The sequence below is a fragment of the Corallococcus carmarthensis genome (genome assembly GCF_003611695.1).
In the GTDB taxonomy this organism is placed as follows: domain Bacteria; phylum Myxococcota; class Myxococcia; order Myxococcales; family Myxococcaceae; genus Corallococcus; species Corallococcus carmarthensis.
This window is the reverse complement of sequence record NZ_RAWE01000109.1, coordinates 16,757-31,357: the sequence shown is the minus strand read 5'-3', so window position 1 is coordinate 31,357 and position 14,601 is coordinate 16,757. Positions and strand designations below refer to the sequence as shown.

Annotated in this window: 16 protein-coding genes and 1 pseudogene; 7 read left to right on the top strand and 10 right to left on the bottom strand. The window is 68.7% G+C overall.

What is annotated here, in order from left to right; translation table 11 throughout:
* Window positions 1–224 precede the first annotated feature (224 nt).
* Window positions 225–935, top strand: a complete 711-nt coding sequence (locus D7X32_RS25965) for a hemerythrin domain-containing protein (protein ID WP_158625762.1) — start codon at window positions 225–227, stop codon at window positions 933–935.
* Between the two features lie 7 nt (window positions 936–942).
* Here D7X32_RS25965 and D7X32_RS25960 read toward each other — a convergent pair whose 3' ends face one another.
* Entirely contained in the window at window positions 943–1,434 is a 492-nt protein-coding gene (locus tag D7X32_RS25960) for a hemerythrin domain-containing protein (RefSeq protein WP_120605258.1), read from the bottom strand.
* 10 nt (window positions 1,435–1,444) lie between these two features.
* A complete protein-coding gene (locus D7X32_RS25955) occupies window positions 1,445–2,089 on the bottom strand; it encodes a hypothetical protein (protein WP_120605257.1) in 645 nt (214 codons plus the stop codon).
* A gap of 56 nt (window positions 2,090–2,145) precedes the next feature.
* Between D7X32_RS25955 and D7X32_RS25950 the strand changes: the two genes are divergently transcribed.
* From D7X32_RS25950 to D7X32_RS25930, 4 genes and pseudogenes are all read left to right on the top strand, one after another.
* Entirely contained in the window at window positions 2,146–2,988 is an 843-nt protein-coding gene (locus D7X32_RS25950) for an LEA/WHy family protein (RefSeq protein ID WP_171448745.1), read from the top strand.
* 120 nt (window positions 2,989–3,108) lie between these two features.
* A pseudogene (locus tag D7X32_RS47870) lies at window positions 3,109–3,854 on the top strand (IS5 family transposase).
* 31 nt (window positions 3,855–3,885) lie between these two features.
* Window positions 3,886–4,572, top strand: a complete 687-nt coding sequence (gene aat, locus D7X32_RS25935) for a leucyl/phenylalanyl-tRNA--protein transferase (RefSeq protein WP_120605255.1) — start codon at window positions 3,886–3,888, stop codon at window positions 4,570–4,572.
* A gap of 10 nt (window positions 4,573–4,582) precedes the next feature.
* Entirely contained in the window at window positions 4,583–5,506 is a 924-nt protein-coding gene (locus D7X32_RS25930) for a hypothetical protein (RefSeq protein ID WP_120605254.1), read from the top strand.
* A 683-nt stretch (window positions 5,507–6,189) separates the two neighbouring features.
* Here the strand turns inward: D7X32_RS25930 and D7X32_RS25915 are convergent.
* The 5 genes from D7X32_RS25915 to D7X32_RS25890 all read right to left on the bottom strand — a co-directional run bounded on the left by D7X32_RS25915 (window position 6,190) and on the right by D7X32_RS25890 (window position 9,550).
* On the bottom strand, window positions 6,190–6,456 hold the full coding sequence (locus D7X32_RS25915) for a hypothetical protein (RefSeq protein WP_120605252.1): 267 nt from the start codon (window positions 6,454–6,456) through the stop codon (window positions 6,190–6,192).
* Window positions 6,453–7,052 (bottom strand): hypothetical protein, encoded by a 600-nt coding sequence (locus D7X32_RS25910; RefSeq protein WP_120605251.1) that lies wholly within the window; start codon window positions 7,050–7,052, stop codon window positions 6,453–6,455. The genes D7X32_RS25915 and D7X32_RS25910 overlap by 4 nt, the downstream gene beginning before the upstream one ends.
* A 296-nt stretch (window positions 7,053–7,348) precedes the next feature.
* Entirely contained in the window at window positions 7,349–7,660 is a 312-nt protein-coding gene (locus D7X32_RS25900; RefSeq protein WP_120605249.1) for a hypothetical protein, read from the bottom strand.
* 25 nt (window positions 7,661–7,685) lie between these two features.
* Window positions 7,686–8,684, bottom strand: coding sequence for a hypothetical protein (locus D7X32_RS25895; protein ID WP_120605248.1), 999 nt, complete (start codon window positions 8,682–8,684; stop codon window positions 7,686–7,688).
* Window positions 8,685–8,743: 59 nt separating this feature from the next.
* Window positions 8,744–9,550: a hypothetical protein gene (locus tag D7X32_RS25890; RefSeq protein WP_120605247.1), complete on the bottom strand. Its 807-nt coding sequence runs from the start codon at window positions 9,548–9,550 to the stop codon at window positions 8,744–8,746.
* A 55-nt stretch (window positions 9,551–9,605) separates the two neighbouring features.
* On the opposite strand from D7X32_RS25890, the gene D7X32_RS25885 reads away from it, so the two are divergent.
* A complete protein-coding gene (locus tag D7X32_RS25885; protein WP_120605246.1) occupies window positions 9,606–11,003 on the top strand; it encodes a hemolysin family protein in 1,398 nt (465 codons plus the stop codon).
* Window positions 11,004–11,038: 35 nt separating this feature from the next.
* On the opposite strand, the gene D7X32_RS25880 is transcribed toward D7X32_RS25885, so the two are convergent.
* Genes D7X32_RS25880 through glgA form a run of 3 tightly spaced genes read right to left on the bottom strand, consistent with a single transcriptional unit; the run spans window position 11,039 to window position 13,920 of the window.
* Window positions 11,039–11,533: an LEA/WHy family protein gene (locus D7X32_RS25880; RefSeq protein ID WP_120605245.1), complete on the bottom strand. Its 495-nt coding sequence runs from the start codon at window positions 11,531–11,533 to the stop codon at window positions 11,039–11,041.
* A complete protein-coding gene (locus tag D7X32_RS25875; protein ID WP_120605244.1) occupies window positions 11,533–12,450 on the bottom strand; it encodes a serine/threonine protein kinase in 918 nt (305 codons plus the stop codon). Before D7X32_RS25875 ends, D7X32_RS25880 begins: the two co-directional genes overlap by 1 nt.
* Window positions 12,451–12,486: 36 nt before the next feature.
* Window positions 12,487–13,920 carry a glycogen synthase GlgA gene (gene glgA, locus D7X32_RS25870; RefSeq protein ID WP_120605260.1) on the bottom strand — a complete coding sequence of 478 codons (1,434 nt, stop codon included), beginning with the start codon at window positions 13,918–13,920 and terminating at the stop codon, window positions 12,487–12,489.
* Between the two features lie 71 nt (window positions 13,921–13,991).
* On the opposite strand from glgA, the gene pdxH reads away from it, so the two are divergent.
* Window positions 13,992–14,591: a pyridoxamine 5'-phosphate oxidase gene (pdxH, locus tag D7X32_RS25865; RefSeq protein WP_120605243.1), complete on the top strand. Its 600-nt coding sequence runs from the start codon at window positions 13,992–13,994 to the stop codon at window positions 14,589–14,591.
* Window positions 14,592–14,601 lie beyond the last annotated feature (10 nt).

Here is a 14,601-nt window from a genome sequence, read left to right as displayed (position 1 = left end):
CCCTGCCAGTGGCGCCACCGCGGCGCAGCCTTGCCGGGGACTGCTGGATATCGGTCGGCGTCCGCGATCGGGGTTCGATTGAGCCCACGCGCCAGCAGCGCGGATCGTAGGTCCACCGTGAACGACCCAGCCACCCTCAAACCCGGCACGCGCATTCCACGAGCCGGAGCAGAGGTTCTCCTGGCGGGCAGCATTTCCGACACGCCTGTTCGAGGAGAATGCCCATGAGCGAAGCGACCAGCCGTCGCGGCTTCTTGTCCGCCGCCGTATTGCTAGGGGTCGGAGGCACGGCAAGTGATGCCATCGCCGCGGCGCCCAAGGTGGAGGGCAAGACAAAGCCCGCGGAGGTGAACGCCACCGAGGACCTGATGCGCGAGCACGGCGTCATCCGCCGCACCCTCCTGGTGTACGACGAAATCGCTCGCCGCCTCGGCGTTCCCGACGAGAAGGCTCCCGTGGAGGTGCTCGCCCAGGCCGCCCAGCTCATGCGCCGCTTTGGCGAGGGCTACCACGAGAAGACGGAGGAGACGGAGGTGTTCCCTCGGCTGGTGAAGGCGGGCCAGCAGAAGGAGCTCGTTCAGGTGCTCATCGAGCAACACGCCGCCGGGCGCAAGCTCACCGAGTCCATCCTCGCCGCGACCTCGGGTCACGGCGCCCTCACGGAACCCCAGCAAAGGGCTGGGATTGCGCGGCAGCTCACACAGTTCATCCGCATGTATCAGCCGCACGCCGCGCGTGAGGACACGGTCCTCTTCACCGCCTTCCGCGACCTCTTCGATGAGAAGCGCTTCAAGGAAATCGGCGAGCGCTTCGAGGAGCAGGAGCAGCGATTGCTGGGAAGCGGAGGGTTCGAGAACGCGCTCAAGGAGGTCGCTCAGTTGGAGAGCGCGCTTGGAATCCACGACCTCGCCCGGTTCACGCCCTCGGAGAAGTAGGGGCCGTTCATCCGGCAGGAGACTCCGTGCGCGCGAGGAACGCGGCCAGCAGGGTCCGCCGCTCCTCCTCCCCCAACACCCCATCCAGCGCGGGGAACAGGTACGTCTCCTCGCGCAGCGAGTGGTGGTGCTCCAGGTGCTTGAACGTGCTCTCCATGTCGAACACGCGAAGCACGGCGCGGCGGTAGTCCGGTGCGCTTGCGTCCAGCGCGTCCACGGCGTCCTGACACTTCGCCAGCAGCTCCCGCATGCGCTGGTGCTCGCCAGTGAAGAGCTCCGGCGCGGCCCCTCGAATCCTTCCGGCCCGGGGCAGCTCCGGCAACAGCAGCGCCTCCTCCGCCTCCAGGTGCCGCGTCAGCTCCTCGCGGTAGCGCTGAAGCCGCTCACGGGCCGCGGGGAGGTCCATCCCCATCAGCGCCTCCTGGTGCAGGAGGAACAGTTCTTCCAGGTCGCGGTGGAGCGCACCCAGGCTGACGAAGTCGGTGGGCCCGGAGGACATCCCAAGCCCTTCAGTGCACCTTGTCGTCGCGCACGTGGGCCTCGCGGGCCACTCGCGGACGCGGTGTCACCATGCGGGCCACGCCGGAGTAGAGCTGCTCCTCCGTGTAGACCTTGCGCACGCGGCGGTGCGACGCGCGCGGGTGGTAGGCCGGGCCCGGACGCTCCAGCCACTGCAGCACCCGCACCTCGCCCGAATGTGCCAGGGCCGTGAGCAGCGCCTCCGGACACAGCTTCAGGTAGCGCCGCACCAACGGCCGCAGGCGACGCCCGAACTCCGCGCCCAGCTTCGCGTGGCGGCGGCCCGCGTGCAGCGTGCCGTCGAAGCGCAGCGAGATGTGGAAGAGCTCGTGCATCAGCGTCTCCAGCCGCGACTTCGCGGTGGAGCCCCGGAAGAAGAGCGGGCGCAGCGTGATGCAGTACAGGATGCGGCGGCCCCGGATGCGAACCACCGGCTTGCGCCGCCCCGCCTTGTCGATGCTCTTGCCCCCCTTGAAGCACAGGGGCTTCACCGTGCCTCGCGACGCCCTGCGGGCCTCGCCGGCGACGACGAGGATGCGGCCCACCTTCACGTGGCTGAACTCGGGCATGCGCGCGGCGATGTCCCGGATGAGGGAGCGCAGGGTCCGGTTGAAGTTGGGACGTCGGGGAGCCACGGTTGGTGGACAGTCTAGCGGAAAACCCCTTGGGAGCAGCCCCTGCCCTCCCCAGAATGTCCTCCGTGAATCGCTCGACCTGCCTGATGACCCTGGTGTCCGCGCTGTTCGCCCTTTCCGCCGGGTGCGCCTCCGCCCCGGTCCGCTCCGGCGGCCCCCCCGCCCTGACGGCCCAGGAGACCACCGTGGTCTCCCAGGGGCTTACCGATGCCTCCGTGCGATACACCGGACAAATCACCGGCACCGCCACCGGCGTCGTGGAGCGCGCCGACTACGAGCTCGTCGCGGACGGGCAGGTGGTGAAGACGGGCTCCGCGAAGCTGGGGGTGCCGTTCGCCCCGGGCACGCCCGCGGAGTTCTCCATCGAGGAGAAGTCCGCCTACGTGAAGAGCCCGGACGACCTGGCCCGCCTGAGCGCCCAGGGCGGCACGGTGCTCATCGCGCTGCGCGGCACGCTGGTGGTGCGCTCCGGCGACAGCGAGGACACCCTGCCCTTCGCCGCCAGCCGCGCCGTGCGCGTGCCCCACCTCCCGGAGGTCATCGTGGAGAGCCTGGACGCCGCCCGGTACTCGCCGGAAGAGGTGCAGATCAACCTGCGGCTGGGCGTGCGCAACCCGAACCCGTTCCCGCTGCGGCTCGACTCCCTGACCTACCAGGTCGCCGTCGCGGACCGCCCCCTGGAGGAGGGCACCGCCGCGCAGGCGGACACGGTGGATGCGTCCGCCACGGGCGTGTACCCGGTGGAGATCGCGGTAACGGCGCAGTCCTGGGGGCCGGGCGTCAAGGCGCTCATCTCCAAGGGCGTCCTGCCCTACAGCGTGAAGGGCGAAGTGAAGGGCCCCATGCTGCAGGTCCCCTACTTCCTCAAGGGTGACGTGAAGCTCAACGTGTCCCGCTAGGGGCTGTCCCTGATCTCCGGTCCGAAAATTCAACCTGCCGGATCGAACATCGGGGTTGGACCCGGCTTCGGGAGGCATCAGGAGGTTGCCAGCCAGCGTCAGGCATGATCAACGCTGGCTGTGCGCCGACATGAACTGAGCGATGCCGAGTGGAGCCGCATTGAGCCCCTGCTGGGCTTGCGCAGCGGTCCTCCCTCGAAGCGTGGGGACCGCGACTTCATCAACGCCGTCATCTGGCGTGTGAAGACGGGCGTGCAGTGGCGCGACCTGCCCGAGCGATTCGGCCACTGGAAGACGGTCTACAACCGCTTCCACCGTTGGGCGCAGGCTGGGAGATGGGAAGCCATCTTCAAAGCCTTGCGGCTTGAAGTGGATGAGCGCGGCTCCCTCGCGGATGCCTCCGTCGTCCGAGCGCACCAGGACGCCTCGGGCGGAAAAGGGGGGTCCGAAGAAATGCTCTGGGACGTTCTCGAGGAGGTTTTTCAACGAAAGTTCACGCCGTCACAACGACGGGCGGTAAGCCGCTCCACCTCGAAGTAACGCCCGGCCAACAGCATGAGTCCACGATGGCCGAGGAGCTGCTGGTGCACGCCGAAGGCGACGCCTTCATCGCGGACACGGGCTACGATGCCGACCGCATCCTCGCCAACGTGCGCAAGCTCGGGATGACGCCTGTCATCCACTCCCACCCGGGCCGCAAGCACCCGCCGCCCTTGGACCGCACCCTCTACCGGTTGCGCTACCGGGTGGAATGCTTCTTCCACGACCTCAAGCGCTTTCGGGCTGCTGCTACCCGCTACGACAAGACGGCGACCTGCTACCTCGCCGTCCTCCACGTCGCCTCCATGCTTCTCTGGCTGCGTTAATCAGGGACAGCCCCTAGACTGGCGCGTACGCGTGCCCATCTACCTGCTGAGTGACGACGAGCCAGAGCTGTTCCCCCCGCCCGCCAAGGCGGACAAGAGCGGCCTGCTCGCGGTGGGCGGCGACCTGCGCCCGGAGCGGCTGGTGGCGGCCTACGCGCAGGGCATCTTCCCCTGGTACAGCGAGGGGCAGCCCATCCTGTGGCACTCGCCGGACCCGCGCTTCGTGCTGGAGCCGGAGAAGGTCCACGTGGGCCGCTCCCTGCGCAAGGTGATGAACCGGGGCACGTACACGGTGCGCTACGACACCGTGTTCGCGAAGGTCATCGACGCGTGCTCGCGCGTGCACCGGCCAGGGCAGGACGGCACCTGGATTACGGATGCGATGAAGCAGGCGTACATCCGGCTGCACGAGCTGGGGCTGGCGCACTCGGTGGAGGCGTGGGACGGCGAGGTGCTGGTGGGCGGGCTGTACGGCGTGTCGCTGGGCGCGGCGTACTTCGGCGAGAGCATGTTCGCGCTGGCGCCGGACGCGTCAAAGGTGGCGTTCGCCACGGCGGTGGAGCGCTTCAAGGGCTGGGGCTTCCAGCTCATCGACTGCCAGGTGGAGACAGAGCACCTGGAGCGGTTCGGCGCGGAGTCCTGGCCGCGCAAGCGCTTCCTCGCGGCGCTCGACCAGGCGCTGAAGGAGCACACGCGACGGGGGCCGTGGACGGAGTAGGCTTCGCGGGATGGACGTCCACTACACTTGGATTGGCCCTCCTCCGGCGGACCGCAACCGCGACATCACGGCGCCGAAGGCCCTGGCGACCCGATGCGCGGGGCAGAGCGTCAAAATCTATTTCTGGTGCCTCGACGCGCACGTCACGGCGTACGAGCGGGACTTCGCCGCGCACAAGAACGTCACCGTGCGAGGCATGGAAGCGTTCCTGACGAAGGCGGGCTCGAGGGCGTATCGCTGGTACTACTGGTACCAGGAGTCGGATGACTGGGCCGTCGCGGCGATGACGGACATCCTCAACTGGGGTCTGGCGCTGGCGACGCCGCCTTCGTACCGGGCCTTCGTGAAGGACGCGTGGTCGCTGTTCCTCATGTACACGTGGGGCGGCTACGTGCTGGACGCGGGCGTGGGTCCGCACGGTGGCGGCACGTTCGCCCTGCCGGAGCCGACGGCGTTCATGGCGCCGTCCCTCACGCGCGACGACGCGCTGTCCATCCGCCGCTTCCAGTTCTCCCGGCTCGCGGGGTGGCAGGGCGAGGGCGACGTGACGCTCAACGACAGCCGCGCGGACGAGGTCTGCGAGGCGATGAACTACGGCGCCGCGGACGACGGCGACGCGGAGATGTGTCCCCAGTTGGAGGTGTGGATGCTGGGGAGCCCGCGCTACTCCAAGGGAGCCTGGGCCGCGCTCAAGCAGTACTGCGTGGTCTGGAAGGAGATGCAGCAGAACAACACCCTGGTGAGCGCGAACGCGCCGCAGGTGTTCCGCTACCTCATCGCCGGATCCGTCTACAACGGCCTGACGCGCACGGCGAAGGGCGGAGTCCAGGCCCCGCACGGTTCATTCTGGTACTGCACGGACAACAAGGACGGCACGGTGGACGTGCCGACCTTGAAGCTGCGCAAGACGTACCACGGCTCCAGCGCGCACTGAGCGACCGTATGGGGACGTCCCAGCGGGGCATGCCGCGCCATTGGCCGTCCCCGTCGCGATGTAGACCTCCAGTCCATCACGGACCTGCAGGCCGCCAGCCGGAGCTGGCGGGAGATCGCGGTCGCGTTCAAGGTTCCGACCCGGCCCCTGCACCGGGCGTGGCAGAAGGTGCCGGTTGTGGCGCTATCCCGGTCGCCAGTGCTGAGACCCGCTACGATTCCAGATCCCGTCTTGCGAGGTCGAGTGCCACTGCCAGCTGTATGCGCCCGCCCCTGCCAAGGCCCGTCTCGTATTGATTCAGCGGAATAGCCACCACCTTCGGCTGGATCTGTAGATCCATCCGATCCAATTCGACAGCCGCGACCGTGTTGTCGTTTACGAGAATCCTGAATAGGTCCTCGCCCTGCTCGGGCGTCCAGCTCAGAACGTATGCAGTCGCCATGTGCGGGAAGTGCGCCCGGAGCGCCGATAGCAGACGGCGCTGGCCTGGATCCCGAAACAATGAGTCGCGAGAACCCGACAGCTCTGTGCGGAAGTCTTCTTCTGTCTTGCTCCCTATGAGTTTCACTTGCTCACTCCGGGTGTAGCTGTCACCAGGTTCCCGAACTTGTCCGTGAGGACCGTCATCGTTGAGGTCGGCTGGAATCCGCTGAACTTGTCTACCCCTATCGGGCTGTCCAAGATCAGTTCGCGCACATAGCGGCCGGCCGGCGGCGCAACGCTTCTTGCCAGAGCTGTTCGAACGCTTCTGGCGGCATGGCGTGCTCCGCCTCCAACCCCAACTCCGAAAAGGGCTGATCCGCCAGCCACTCGCGATGCTCGGCGTCGCCCCACCGCCACACTTCGCCGTAAACCTCGACCTGGCGACTCGGCCACCCGTCGCTGATTTCCAGGTAGGCCATTCCCTCGCCCAGGTCGGACTCGGCGGCGCGTTGGAAGTATTGCTTCATGAAGGCTGAATCCCCAGCGGCAGCTCCGGGAATGCCCCGCTCCACACCTTGCGGATCGCTTCCAACACCTGGGGCCCGCTCTCGTTGGCGAGCTGCTCCCAATAGGGGAAGTGCAGGAACACCGCTTCGTGGTTCGCGGTCACCTCCCCGTGGAAGTCCATCCCGTTGTACCCGTGGATGCCAATCAGGGCCTCCAGTTGGGTCCGCGCATCCTTACCGCGCAGGGAGAAGGCCTCCGGAATCCTTCCAATGAAGTGGGGACCGAAGTCCGCGGCGGTCACGACAATCCGCCCCTGGATGTGATTGTTGAACGCATCCAGGGCCTCAGCCTGGACCCAGAGTTCCTGATGCATCCGAGCGCCGACCTGCTGGACCTCGAATGAGGCCGCGTGGGTGTCCTCCACTTCGAACGCCGTCACGTAGCCGGCCCCTTCAGGGCTCGTCGCGTTCCAGTCCAGGCTGATCTGCCGGGCGTACGGCTCGTTGAGCACCGGGTAGAAGATGGGCTGCTCCGGAAGGCGCGGCGGAAAGCGCCGCATGCCCGACCGGTAGATCAACAGCAGCTCTTGAAGCCCCACGGGACGATAGAGACGCATTCCACCCTCGACGTTCACCTTCCAAGGACGGGCTGCAACTGAAGCTCGTATCGAGCTTGAACACCCGCCTTCTCCAGGATGACCTCCAGAAACCTTGCAGCCATCACGCTCGCTTCATCACGAGAGACATCATCCAGCCGAAAATACACCTCGTCGCACCCGGGCCTCTGTTGGCCGACGCAACCGCCATCGGGCACGACCTCATTGAGCACCTCAGCGACAGACTGTCGCTCCGCCTCTGTCAGTGGGCGCGACAAGTCGGCGTAGACGGACCAATTCATCACCAGGCCTCCGCCTCAGAGGGTTCGGAAAGAAACCACCCGCGGGGCTGGGTAGATCTGCAGGTCTTCCACGGCGAGAGCCTCTTCCCCTGCAACCAGAAGCCGTGCACCGAGCCGGGAGATCTCGGTCTCCACGTCGTCCAAAAAGGACAGCATCTGACCTTCCACTACCTCCTCGAATCGCGTGAAGAGCGACACGACGCTCGGTGCAGTGCCGCCGAGATCGATTTCTCCCGACCAACGGCCCCCCTTCGCTGACACACGCACCCTGCCGATGAGGTTGCCTTGAGCATCGACCAACCGACCCTCGAGCAGGGAGTGTGACATCGCTGAACGCCTCCGAGCGCCGTCGCTACTTCTTGCACGGAGACAGCGAGCGCTTCGCGTGGATGAGGTCCTCTTCCGTGGGGCTTCCGTAGCGCACGGCCTTCGGCGCGGCCTTGAGCTTCTGGTAGTCGTACGCGTAGAGCACGCCCATCTCCCGGCTCAGGATGAAGCGCGGACCGCTGAAGTCCCAGAGCCCTCCGAAGAGCTGCCCTCCCGGCTTGAGCGGCGTCAGCGACGTGCTCTCCCGCGTCCGCACGAACAACATGGACAGGTCGTCCGTCGCCCAGTTGCACGGGTTGCTGCCGTTCCTGTGCAGATAGGACACCGTCAGGTCGAACGCGCCCTCGCCCTCTTCGCCCGTCACGCCGAAGTACTCCCACAGCCGCGCGCACTCCGGCGCCGCGCAGTCCTGCGGCGGGATGTGCTCCGCGTAGTCCGGGGGAATGCCATCCGTCTCCTTGCCCGTCAGGTTCCGGTTGGGCCGGCGCAGCACGCACCCCGTGGGCTCGTCCTTCTGCCGCATCGCGATGGGCGTGCCCGCGAGCCGTCCGGGCGGCAGCACCTCGCACTCCATCGCCAGCTCCGCCATCAGGTACGTCTGGCGGTCCTCATCCGTCCCCATCCGCACCGCCCAGTACGCGATGGGCGTCCCCTTGCACGCCTTCGACTTCTCCTTGCCGAACACCCAGATGGGCGCCTTCGTCGTGTCCAGCGCGCCCAGCTTCTTCGCCTGGTCCATGGGCACCGGCTTCACCCCGGAACGGCTGCGCGCCCCCGCCTGGAAGAACTTGTCCTTCGAGGACGGGATGATGGCCTGGTGCACCAGCCAGCCCAGCCGGTCGATGCCCACCTGCCCCATGGGCGTCATCGGCAGGAACTCTGGCTTCACCGGGCAGCCCCGGTCCGGCTCCGGCATGTCCACCACCACCGCCGAGCCATCATCGTCCTGCGCCCACGCCGCGCCCGGCCCCACCGTCAGCGCCAGCACCAGCGCGAACCCCGCGCGCATCACTCCATTCGTCATTCCGTCGGTCCTCCACCCACGGTTCTACCGCAAGCGGAGCCCTCCGGCGCGCCCCACGCTCAGCGCGGCTTCTTCGGAGCCGCCTTGCGCTTCAACGGCGTCGCGGGAGCCACCACCCCGGCATCCGGCGAGGGCACGTCCGACACCGTCGCGTCGACCGCCTCCTGCTTCGCGGAGTCCTCCGGCTTCGACGGCGGCGCCTCCACCTCCGTGCGGTCCTCCAGCGGCACGCGGCCCACGGCGCGGTTGAACAGCTCCCACAGCGCCTTGCGGTGGCCCTCCCGGTCCGTCTTCCCCGTCAGCACCAGCCCCGCGCCGCTGTAGCGCACCGTCAGCCCCGGCGGCATCCCCGCCGTGAAGTCCTCCAGCTGCGCCTGGATCTGCGGCACCGCGAACGTCAGCTCCAGCTCCGGCGCCAGGTACGCGTGCGTCTTGAGGAAGGTGCGCAGCGCCAGCCGGCACGCGTTGTCGTTCACCGTCGCCGTGAGGCTCCGCTCCGCCCCTTCCGTCGCCTTCAGGTCCGGGCACGCCTTCTTCGCCGCCGCGAGCTCGGCCGTGGTGTTCTGCAGCTCGATGGGCCCCACCATCACCCGCCACACCGCGAAGCGCCCTTCCGCGTACAGCAGCACGCGCGCGATGCCGGCCCCGTGGGGCGTCAGCAGCAGCTCGCCGCTTTGGGAGAGCGCCTCCGCCGTCACCACCGAAGGCGCGTCGGATTCCGCCCAGTCCACCGCGGCGAGCTTCTGGAATCTCTCCTTGCCGGGCTCCAGCGTCAGGGCCTGGTCCACCGGCCAGGCCAGGGCCGCTGAGGGCGCCGCCAGCATGCCCAGCAGTCCGCCAATGACGTACATCCGACGTCCCCGCATGGTGCCTCCCGCCAGGGTGGTATGCCCCTCTAGCACGGGATAAGAACCTCCCCCTATGCCTACCTGGACCCTCTGGGTCGCCTGCCTGGCCCTCTGTTTCACGAGGTCCCTGGTCGCCGCCGCGGAGTCCGCGCTCTATGGGACGTCCGACCTGCGCGCCCAGGAGCTCGCGGAGGAGAGCAAGAGCGTCGCCGCCCGCCGGGTGCTCCGCCACAAGACGGAGCGTGAGCCCGCCGCCACCGCCCTGCGCCTGGGCATGGTGCTGTCCGGCTTCCTCGCCGCCGCCATTGGCGCCTTCGTCCCGCCGCGCATGCTGGACTTCAGCCGCTACGCCGAGGCCACCTGGGTGCCCATCGCCACGGTGTGCGCGGGCGCCCTCTTCGTGGGCGTGCTCGCCAGCCTCATGGAAGTCACCCTGCGCGGCCTGGCCAACGGCAACCCGGAGCGCTGGGCGCTGCGTCTGTCGGGCCTGGTGTCCCTGCTGGTGACGGTGCTCTACCCGCCCATGCGCCTGATGCTGGGCCTGCTCAACCTGGGCGCGCGCACGTTCGGCCGCACCCTGCGCTTCGAGCCGCCGCCCCCTCCCCTGGAGGAGCTGGAGAAGCTGCTCGCCGCCCAGGCCGCTCGCAACGAGGTGGACAAGAGCGCTCCTCAGCTCATCCGCTCCATCTTCGAGCTGTCCGACAAGCGCTGCCGCGACGTGATGGTCAACCGCACGGACGTCATCTCCGTGGACGTCACCACGCCGCCGGATGAGGTGCTGCGCATCCTGGCGGAGGAGAACCACTCGCGCATCCCGGTCTACAAGGATGACGTGGACCACATCGTCGGCGTGCTGCACGCGCGCGACCTCATCCCGCTGCTCCAGCACCCGGAGCTCATCGTCCTGCAGGACGTCATCCGCCCCGCCCACTTCGTGCCGTGGATGAAGCCCGTGGGCGACCTGCTGCGCGACATGCAGAAGCGGAAGATCCACATGGCCATGGTCGTCGACGAGTACGGCGGCTTCATGGGCGTCGTCACGCTGGAGGACATCCTCCGCGAAATCGTGGGCGACATCGGCGACGAGTTCGAGGTGGAGGAGAAGCTCGTCGAGAAGATGGCCGACGGCAGCTCGCTGGTGGACGCCGCCATGGAGGTGGATCAGTTCACCAAGCTCTTCGGCTTCCCGTTGCCGGAGGGCGACTTCGACACGCTGGGCGGCTACCTGTCCTCGCTCGCGGGCCACCTGCCCGACGTGGGCGAGCGCTTCGCCTACAACGGCTGGCAGTTCGTCGTGGCCACCAAGGAGGGCGCCCGAATCGACCGCGTGCGGATGTTCAAACTCAAGAGCACCGCTCCCGGCCTCACGGACGGCGCGCACCGCGATGGCGTCCCCGCGCCCAGGGACGACGGCCAGGGCCCGCCGCGGCAGCCCCCCGACTCCGGCACGTCGCCGGACGCGAAGAACTGAGGGCGTCTCCGAGCATCAGGGAGCCTCAGGGAGCCTCAAGGCGCCGGGCTGGATTCCCCGCCCGGCACCCACGCGACCTCCAGCGAGCGCGCGTCACGGAAGGGCGCGCGCCGCTCGGAGCCTCCGAAGCGCAGCACCACGCCCCCCTCCACCCGCACCGCGTGCGAGCCCGCCTCCGGACGGCCGCCCCCGCGCGCGACGGCCAGCGGGAAGGAAACCTCCAGGGGGACCTCACCCTGGCCGTCCAGGGGCACGCCCAGCACCTGTTCGCCGGTGGCCACGCGCCGTCCGTCCACGCGCAGGTCGAAGTCCACGCGGGTGAGCGTGGCCGCGTCCGAGGACGGGTTCTTCACCTGGAGCTTCAGCGTGAGCGCGCCGGAGCCGTCTCGCGTGAAGGCCACGTCCACCGCCTCCACCCGCACCGCCTCGTCGTACGCGCGCGGGCTGAAGGGCACCACGCCCAGGCAGCCGGGCAGACAGAGGGCAATGGCCAGGCCCAGCAGCCCGAGCACCGCCCGGCGCGAGCGCATCAGCCGCCCAACAGAGGCTGCAGCGCCTCCACCGTCAGGGGCCAGTTCGCGCGGCGCGCCAGCACCTCCAGCGCCTTGATGAACTCCGCCGCGGACTGGAAGCGGCGGGCCCGGTCCGCGAACAGCGCCTTGCGCGCCACCCGCGCCGCGTAGTCCGGCAGGTCCGGCGCCAGCGAGGACAACAGCGGCACGCGCGCGTCACGCACCTGGTGCATGAGCTGCGCTTCGTTCTCGCCGGTGAAGAGCCTGCGTCCGCCCCACAGCTCCCAGAGCATGACGCCCACCGCGTACAGGTCCGTGCGGGCGTCCACCGCCTGCCCCAACACCTGCTCCGGGCTCATGTACGGCAGCGTGCCGCGCAGCGCGCCGGAGTCGCCGCGCATCATGCCCTCCACCTCCGCCACGCCGAAGTCGGTGAGCTTCACGTCGCCCTGGATGCCCAGGAGCACGTTGGCGGGGTTCACGTCGCGGTGGACGATGGTGGCGCCGTTCTCCCCCACCTTGGCGCGGTGGATGTAGTCCAGCGCCTTGAGCACGCACCACGCGATGTAGCAGGCGGACTCCGGCGGCATCGCGGCGCCCGCCTTGATGAGCAGCTCCTGCATGTAGCCCAGCGTCCGGCCACTCACGAGTTCCTGCACCATGAGGTAGTCCGGCCCGGCGCGGAACAGCCGGAACGTCCGCACGATGTGCGCGTTGCGCAGGCGCACCGTCAGCTTCGCCTCGTCGACGAAGGCCTTCACATACGCGGGGTCGTTGCGGAAGGACGGGTGCAGCCGCTTGATGACCACTTCCTCGGGCTCGCCCGGGGAGCGTTGGGTCGTCTCACGGGCACGCGCCTGATACACCTCGGCCATGCCACCGACCGCCAGCCGGCCGACCACTTCATAGCCACCCAGGTCCGGAGCTTCCGCCACGGGACCAAGTTTAACGCGGTTCCGGGAGGGGCCCCACTATTCCTCCACCAGGGAATGGAACAGGGCCTCGTACTTCCGGGCGGACGCGGCCCAGGAGAAGTCCTTCCCCATGCCCCTCACCTGGAAGTCCCCCAGCCGTCCGGGGTCCGCGTACAGGGAGAGCGCCCGGCGGATGGCGGCCAGGAGCGCCGAGCGATGGAAGGACTCGAAGAGGATGCCGTTGCCGTCCAGCCCCCCCTCCACCGTGTCCACCAGCCCGCCCGTGGCCCGGACGATGGGCACCGTCCCGTAACGCAGTGAATACATCTGGTTCAGGCCGCACGGCTCATAGCGGCTGGGCATGAGGAAGAAGTCCGCCCCCGCCTCCACCAGATGTGACAATTCCGGGTCGAACCCGATGTGGACGCCCACCTGCTTCGGGAAGCGGGCCTGCAACGCCTGGAGGCCCGCCTCCAGCGCGGGATCGCCGTTGCCCACCGCCACGAACTTCAGGTCCGCCTGGAGCGCCGCGGGCAGCGTCTCCAGGAGCAGATCCACGCCCTTCTGCCACGCCAGCCGGCTGACGATGCCGAACACCGGCGCGTTCCCCTGCGTGGGCAGGCCGAAGCGCTCCAGCAGGCCGCGCTTGCACATGGCCTTCCCCGTCATGTCGTCCGGGCCGTAGCGCGCCGGCAGGAAGGCGTCCGTCTGGGGGTTCCACTCGTGCGAATCGATGCCGTTGAGGATGCCGGTGAGCGCGTGCGAGCGGCGGCGCAACAGGCCATCCAGCCCGTAGCCCTGCTCCGGCGTCTGGATCTCCCGCGCGTAGGTGGGCGACACGGTGGTGAGGGCCTCGGAGTAGACGAGCCCCGCCTTGAGGTAGTTGACGTGGTCGTAGAACTCCACGCCCTCTGGCGTGAAGAGGTCCCACGGCAGCCCCAGGTCCTCCATGGTCCGCTTGGGGAACTGCCCCTGGTAGGCCAGGTTGTGGATGGTGAAGACGCACTTCGCCTTCGCGAGCGGCGTGCCCTGGAAGCCGCGGCGCAGCGCCACGGGGACGAGGCCCGTCTGCCAGTCGTGCAGGTGGATGATGTCCGGGAAGAAGCGCAGCCGCTGCGCGGCCTGGAGCGCGCCCACGCACAGGTAGGCGAAGCGGCGGGGGTTGTCCGCGAATTCACCGCCCGCGTCGCCGTAGAGGCCCTTGCGGCCGCCGTAGAAGGCCTCGTTCTCCAGGAAGAGGACCTCCAGGCGTTCGGTGAGGCGCGCGGACAGGATGGGGCCGCCGGACTCACCGAAGGGGAAGCGCAGCACCAGGGACTGGCCGGTGGGCAGCAGGTGTCCGGTGTTGCGCACATCCTGGTAGCGGGGCGTGACGATCTTCACGTCGTGCCCCAGGCCGGCGAGCGCCGTGGGCAGGGCCCCGGCCACGTCGCCCAGTCCCCCCGTCTTCGAGAAGGGGGTGACCTCCGAGGCGATGAAGAGGATCTTCATGAGGCCCGCCATTGCGTGCGAGTCCCGACAGGGAGTCAACCGCGAACGTGCGCGCCGGGGCGGTGTTTCCTATGGTGCGCCGCGTGACGAATATCCCTCCCGACCCCATCCAGCGTTTCGCGGACCTCTTCGCCCAGGCGAAGGCCGCCATCCCCGTGGACCCCAACGCCATGGTCGTGGCGACCGTGGACGACCAGGGCCGCCCCAGCGCACGCGTGGTGCTGCTCAAGGACTTCGATGCGCGGGGCTTCGTCTTCTTCACCAACTACCACAGCCGCAAGGGGCGTCAGCTCACCGCGCACCCGTTCGCGGCGCTGTGCTTCCACTGGCAGCCCCTGGAGCAGCAGGTGCGCATCGAGGGCCGCGTGGAGCAGGTGACGGACGAGGAAGCCGACGCGTACTTCCAGAGCCGCGCGCGCGGCAGCCAGATTGGCGCGTGGGCCAGCCTCCAGAGCGAGGAGCTACCCTCGCGCGAGCTGTTGGATCAGCGCGTGGCGGAGGTGGAGGCGCGCTTCCAGGGCCGCCCGGTGGAGCGCCCGCCGCACTGGAGCGGCTTCCGCGTGGTGCCGGACCGCATCGAGTTCTGGCACAGCCGCCCCAGCCGGTTGCACGAGCGCAACCTGTACCTGCGCGACGGCGCGGGCTGGAAGACGCAGCTGCTGTTCCCCTGAGCCGCGCGCC

What these genes read in the sequence shown, in the direction of transcription:
- D7X32_RS25965 (WP_158625762.1), top strand. Translation starts at nt 225, where the DNA reads ATGAGCGAAGCGACCAGCCGTCGCGGCTTCTTGTCCGCCGCCGTATTG.
- D7X32_RS25960 (WP_120605258.1), bottom strand. Translation starts at nt 1,434, where the DNA reads ATGTCCTCCGGGCCCACCGACTTCGTCAGCCTGGGTGCGCTCCACCGC.
- D7X32_RS25950 (WP_171448745.1), top strand. Translation starts at nt 2,146, where the DNA reads ATGTCCTCCGTGAATCGCTCGACCTGCCTGATGACCCTGGTGTCCGCG.
- D7X32_RS25930 (WP_120605254.1), top strand. Translation starts at nt 4,583, where the DNA reads ATGGACGTCCACTACACTTGGATTGGCCCTCCTCCGGCGGACCGCAAC.
- D7X32_RS25915 (WP_120605252.1), bottom strand. Translation starts at nt 6,456, where the DNA reads ATGAAGCAATACTTCCAACGCGCCGCCGAGTCCGACCTGGGCGAGGGA.
- D7X32_RS25910 (WP_120605251.1), bottom strand. Translation starts at nt 7,052, where the DNA reads ATGCGTCTCTATCGTCCCGTGGGGCTTCAAGAGCTGCTGTTGATCTAC.
- D7X32_RS25900 (WP_120605249.1), bottom strand. Translation starts at nt 7,660, where the DNA reads ATGTCACACTCCCTGCTCGAGGGTCGGTTGGTCGATGCTCAAGGCAAC.
- D7X32_RS25895 (WP_120605248.1), bottom strand. Translation starts at nt 8,684, where the DNA reads ATGACGAATGGAGTGATGCGCGCGGGGTTCGCGCTGGTGCTGGCGCTG.
- D7X32_RS25890 (WP_120605247.1), bottom strand. Translation starts at nt 9,550, where the DNA reads ATGCGGGGACGTCGGATGTACGTCATTGGCGGACTGCTGGGCATGCTG.
- D7X32_RS25885 (WP_120605246.1), top strand. Translation starts at nt 9,606, where the DNA reads ATGCCTACCTGGACCCTCTGGGTCGCCTGCCTGGCCCTCTGTTTCACG.
- D7X32_RS25880 (WP_120605245.1), bottom strand. Translation starts at nt 11,533, where the DNA reads ATGCGCTCGCGCCGGGCGGTGCTCGGGCTGCTGGGCCTGGCCATTGCC.
- glgA (WP_120605260.1), bottom strand. Translation starts at nt 13,920, where the DNA reads ATGAAGATCCTCTTCATCGCCTCGGAGGTCACCCCCTTCTCGAAGACG.
- pdxH (WP_120605243.1), top strand. Translation starts at nt 13,992, where the DNA reads ATGGTGCGCCGCGTGACGAATATCCCTCCCGACCCCATCCAGCGTTTC.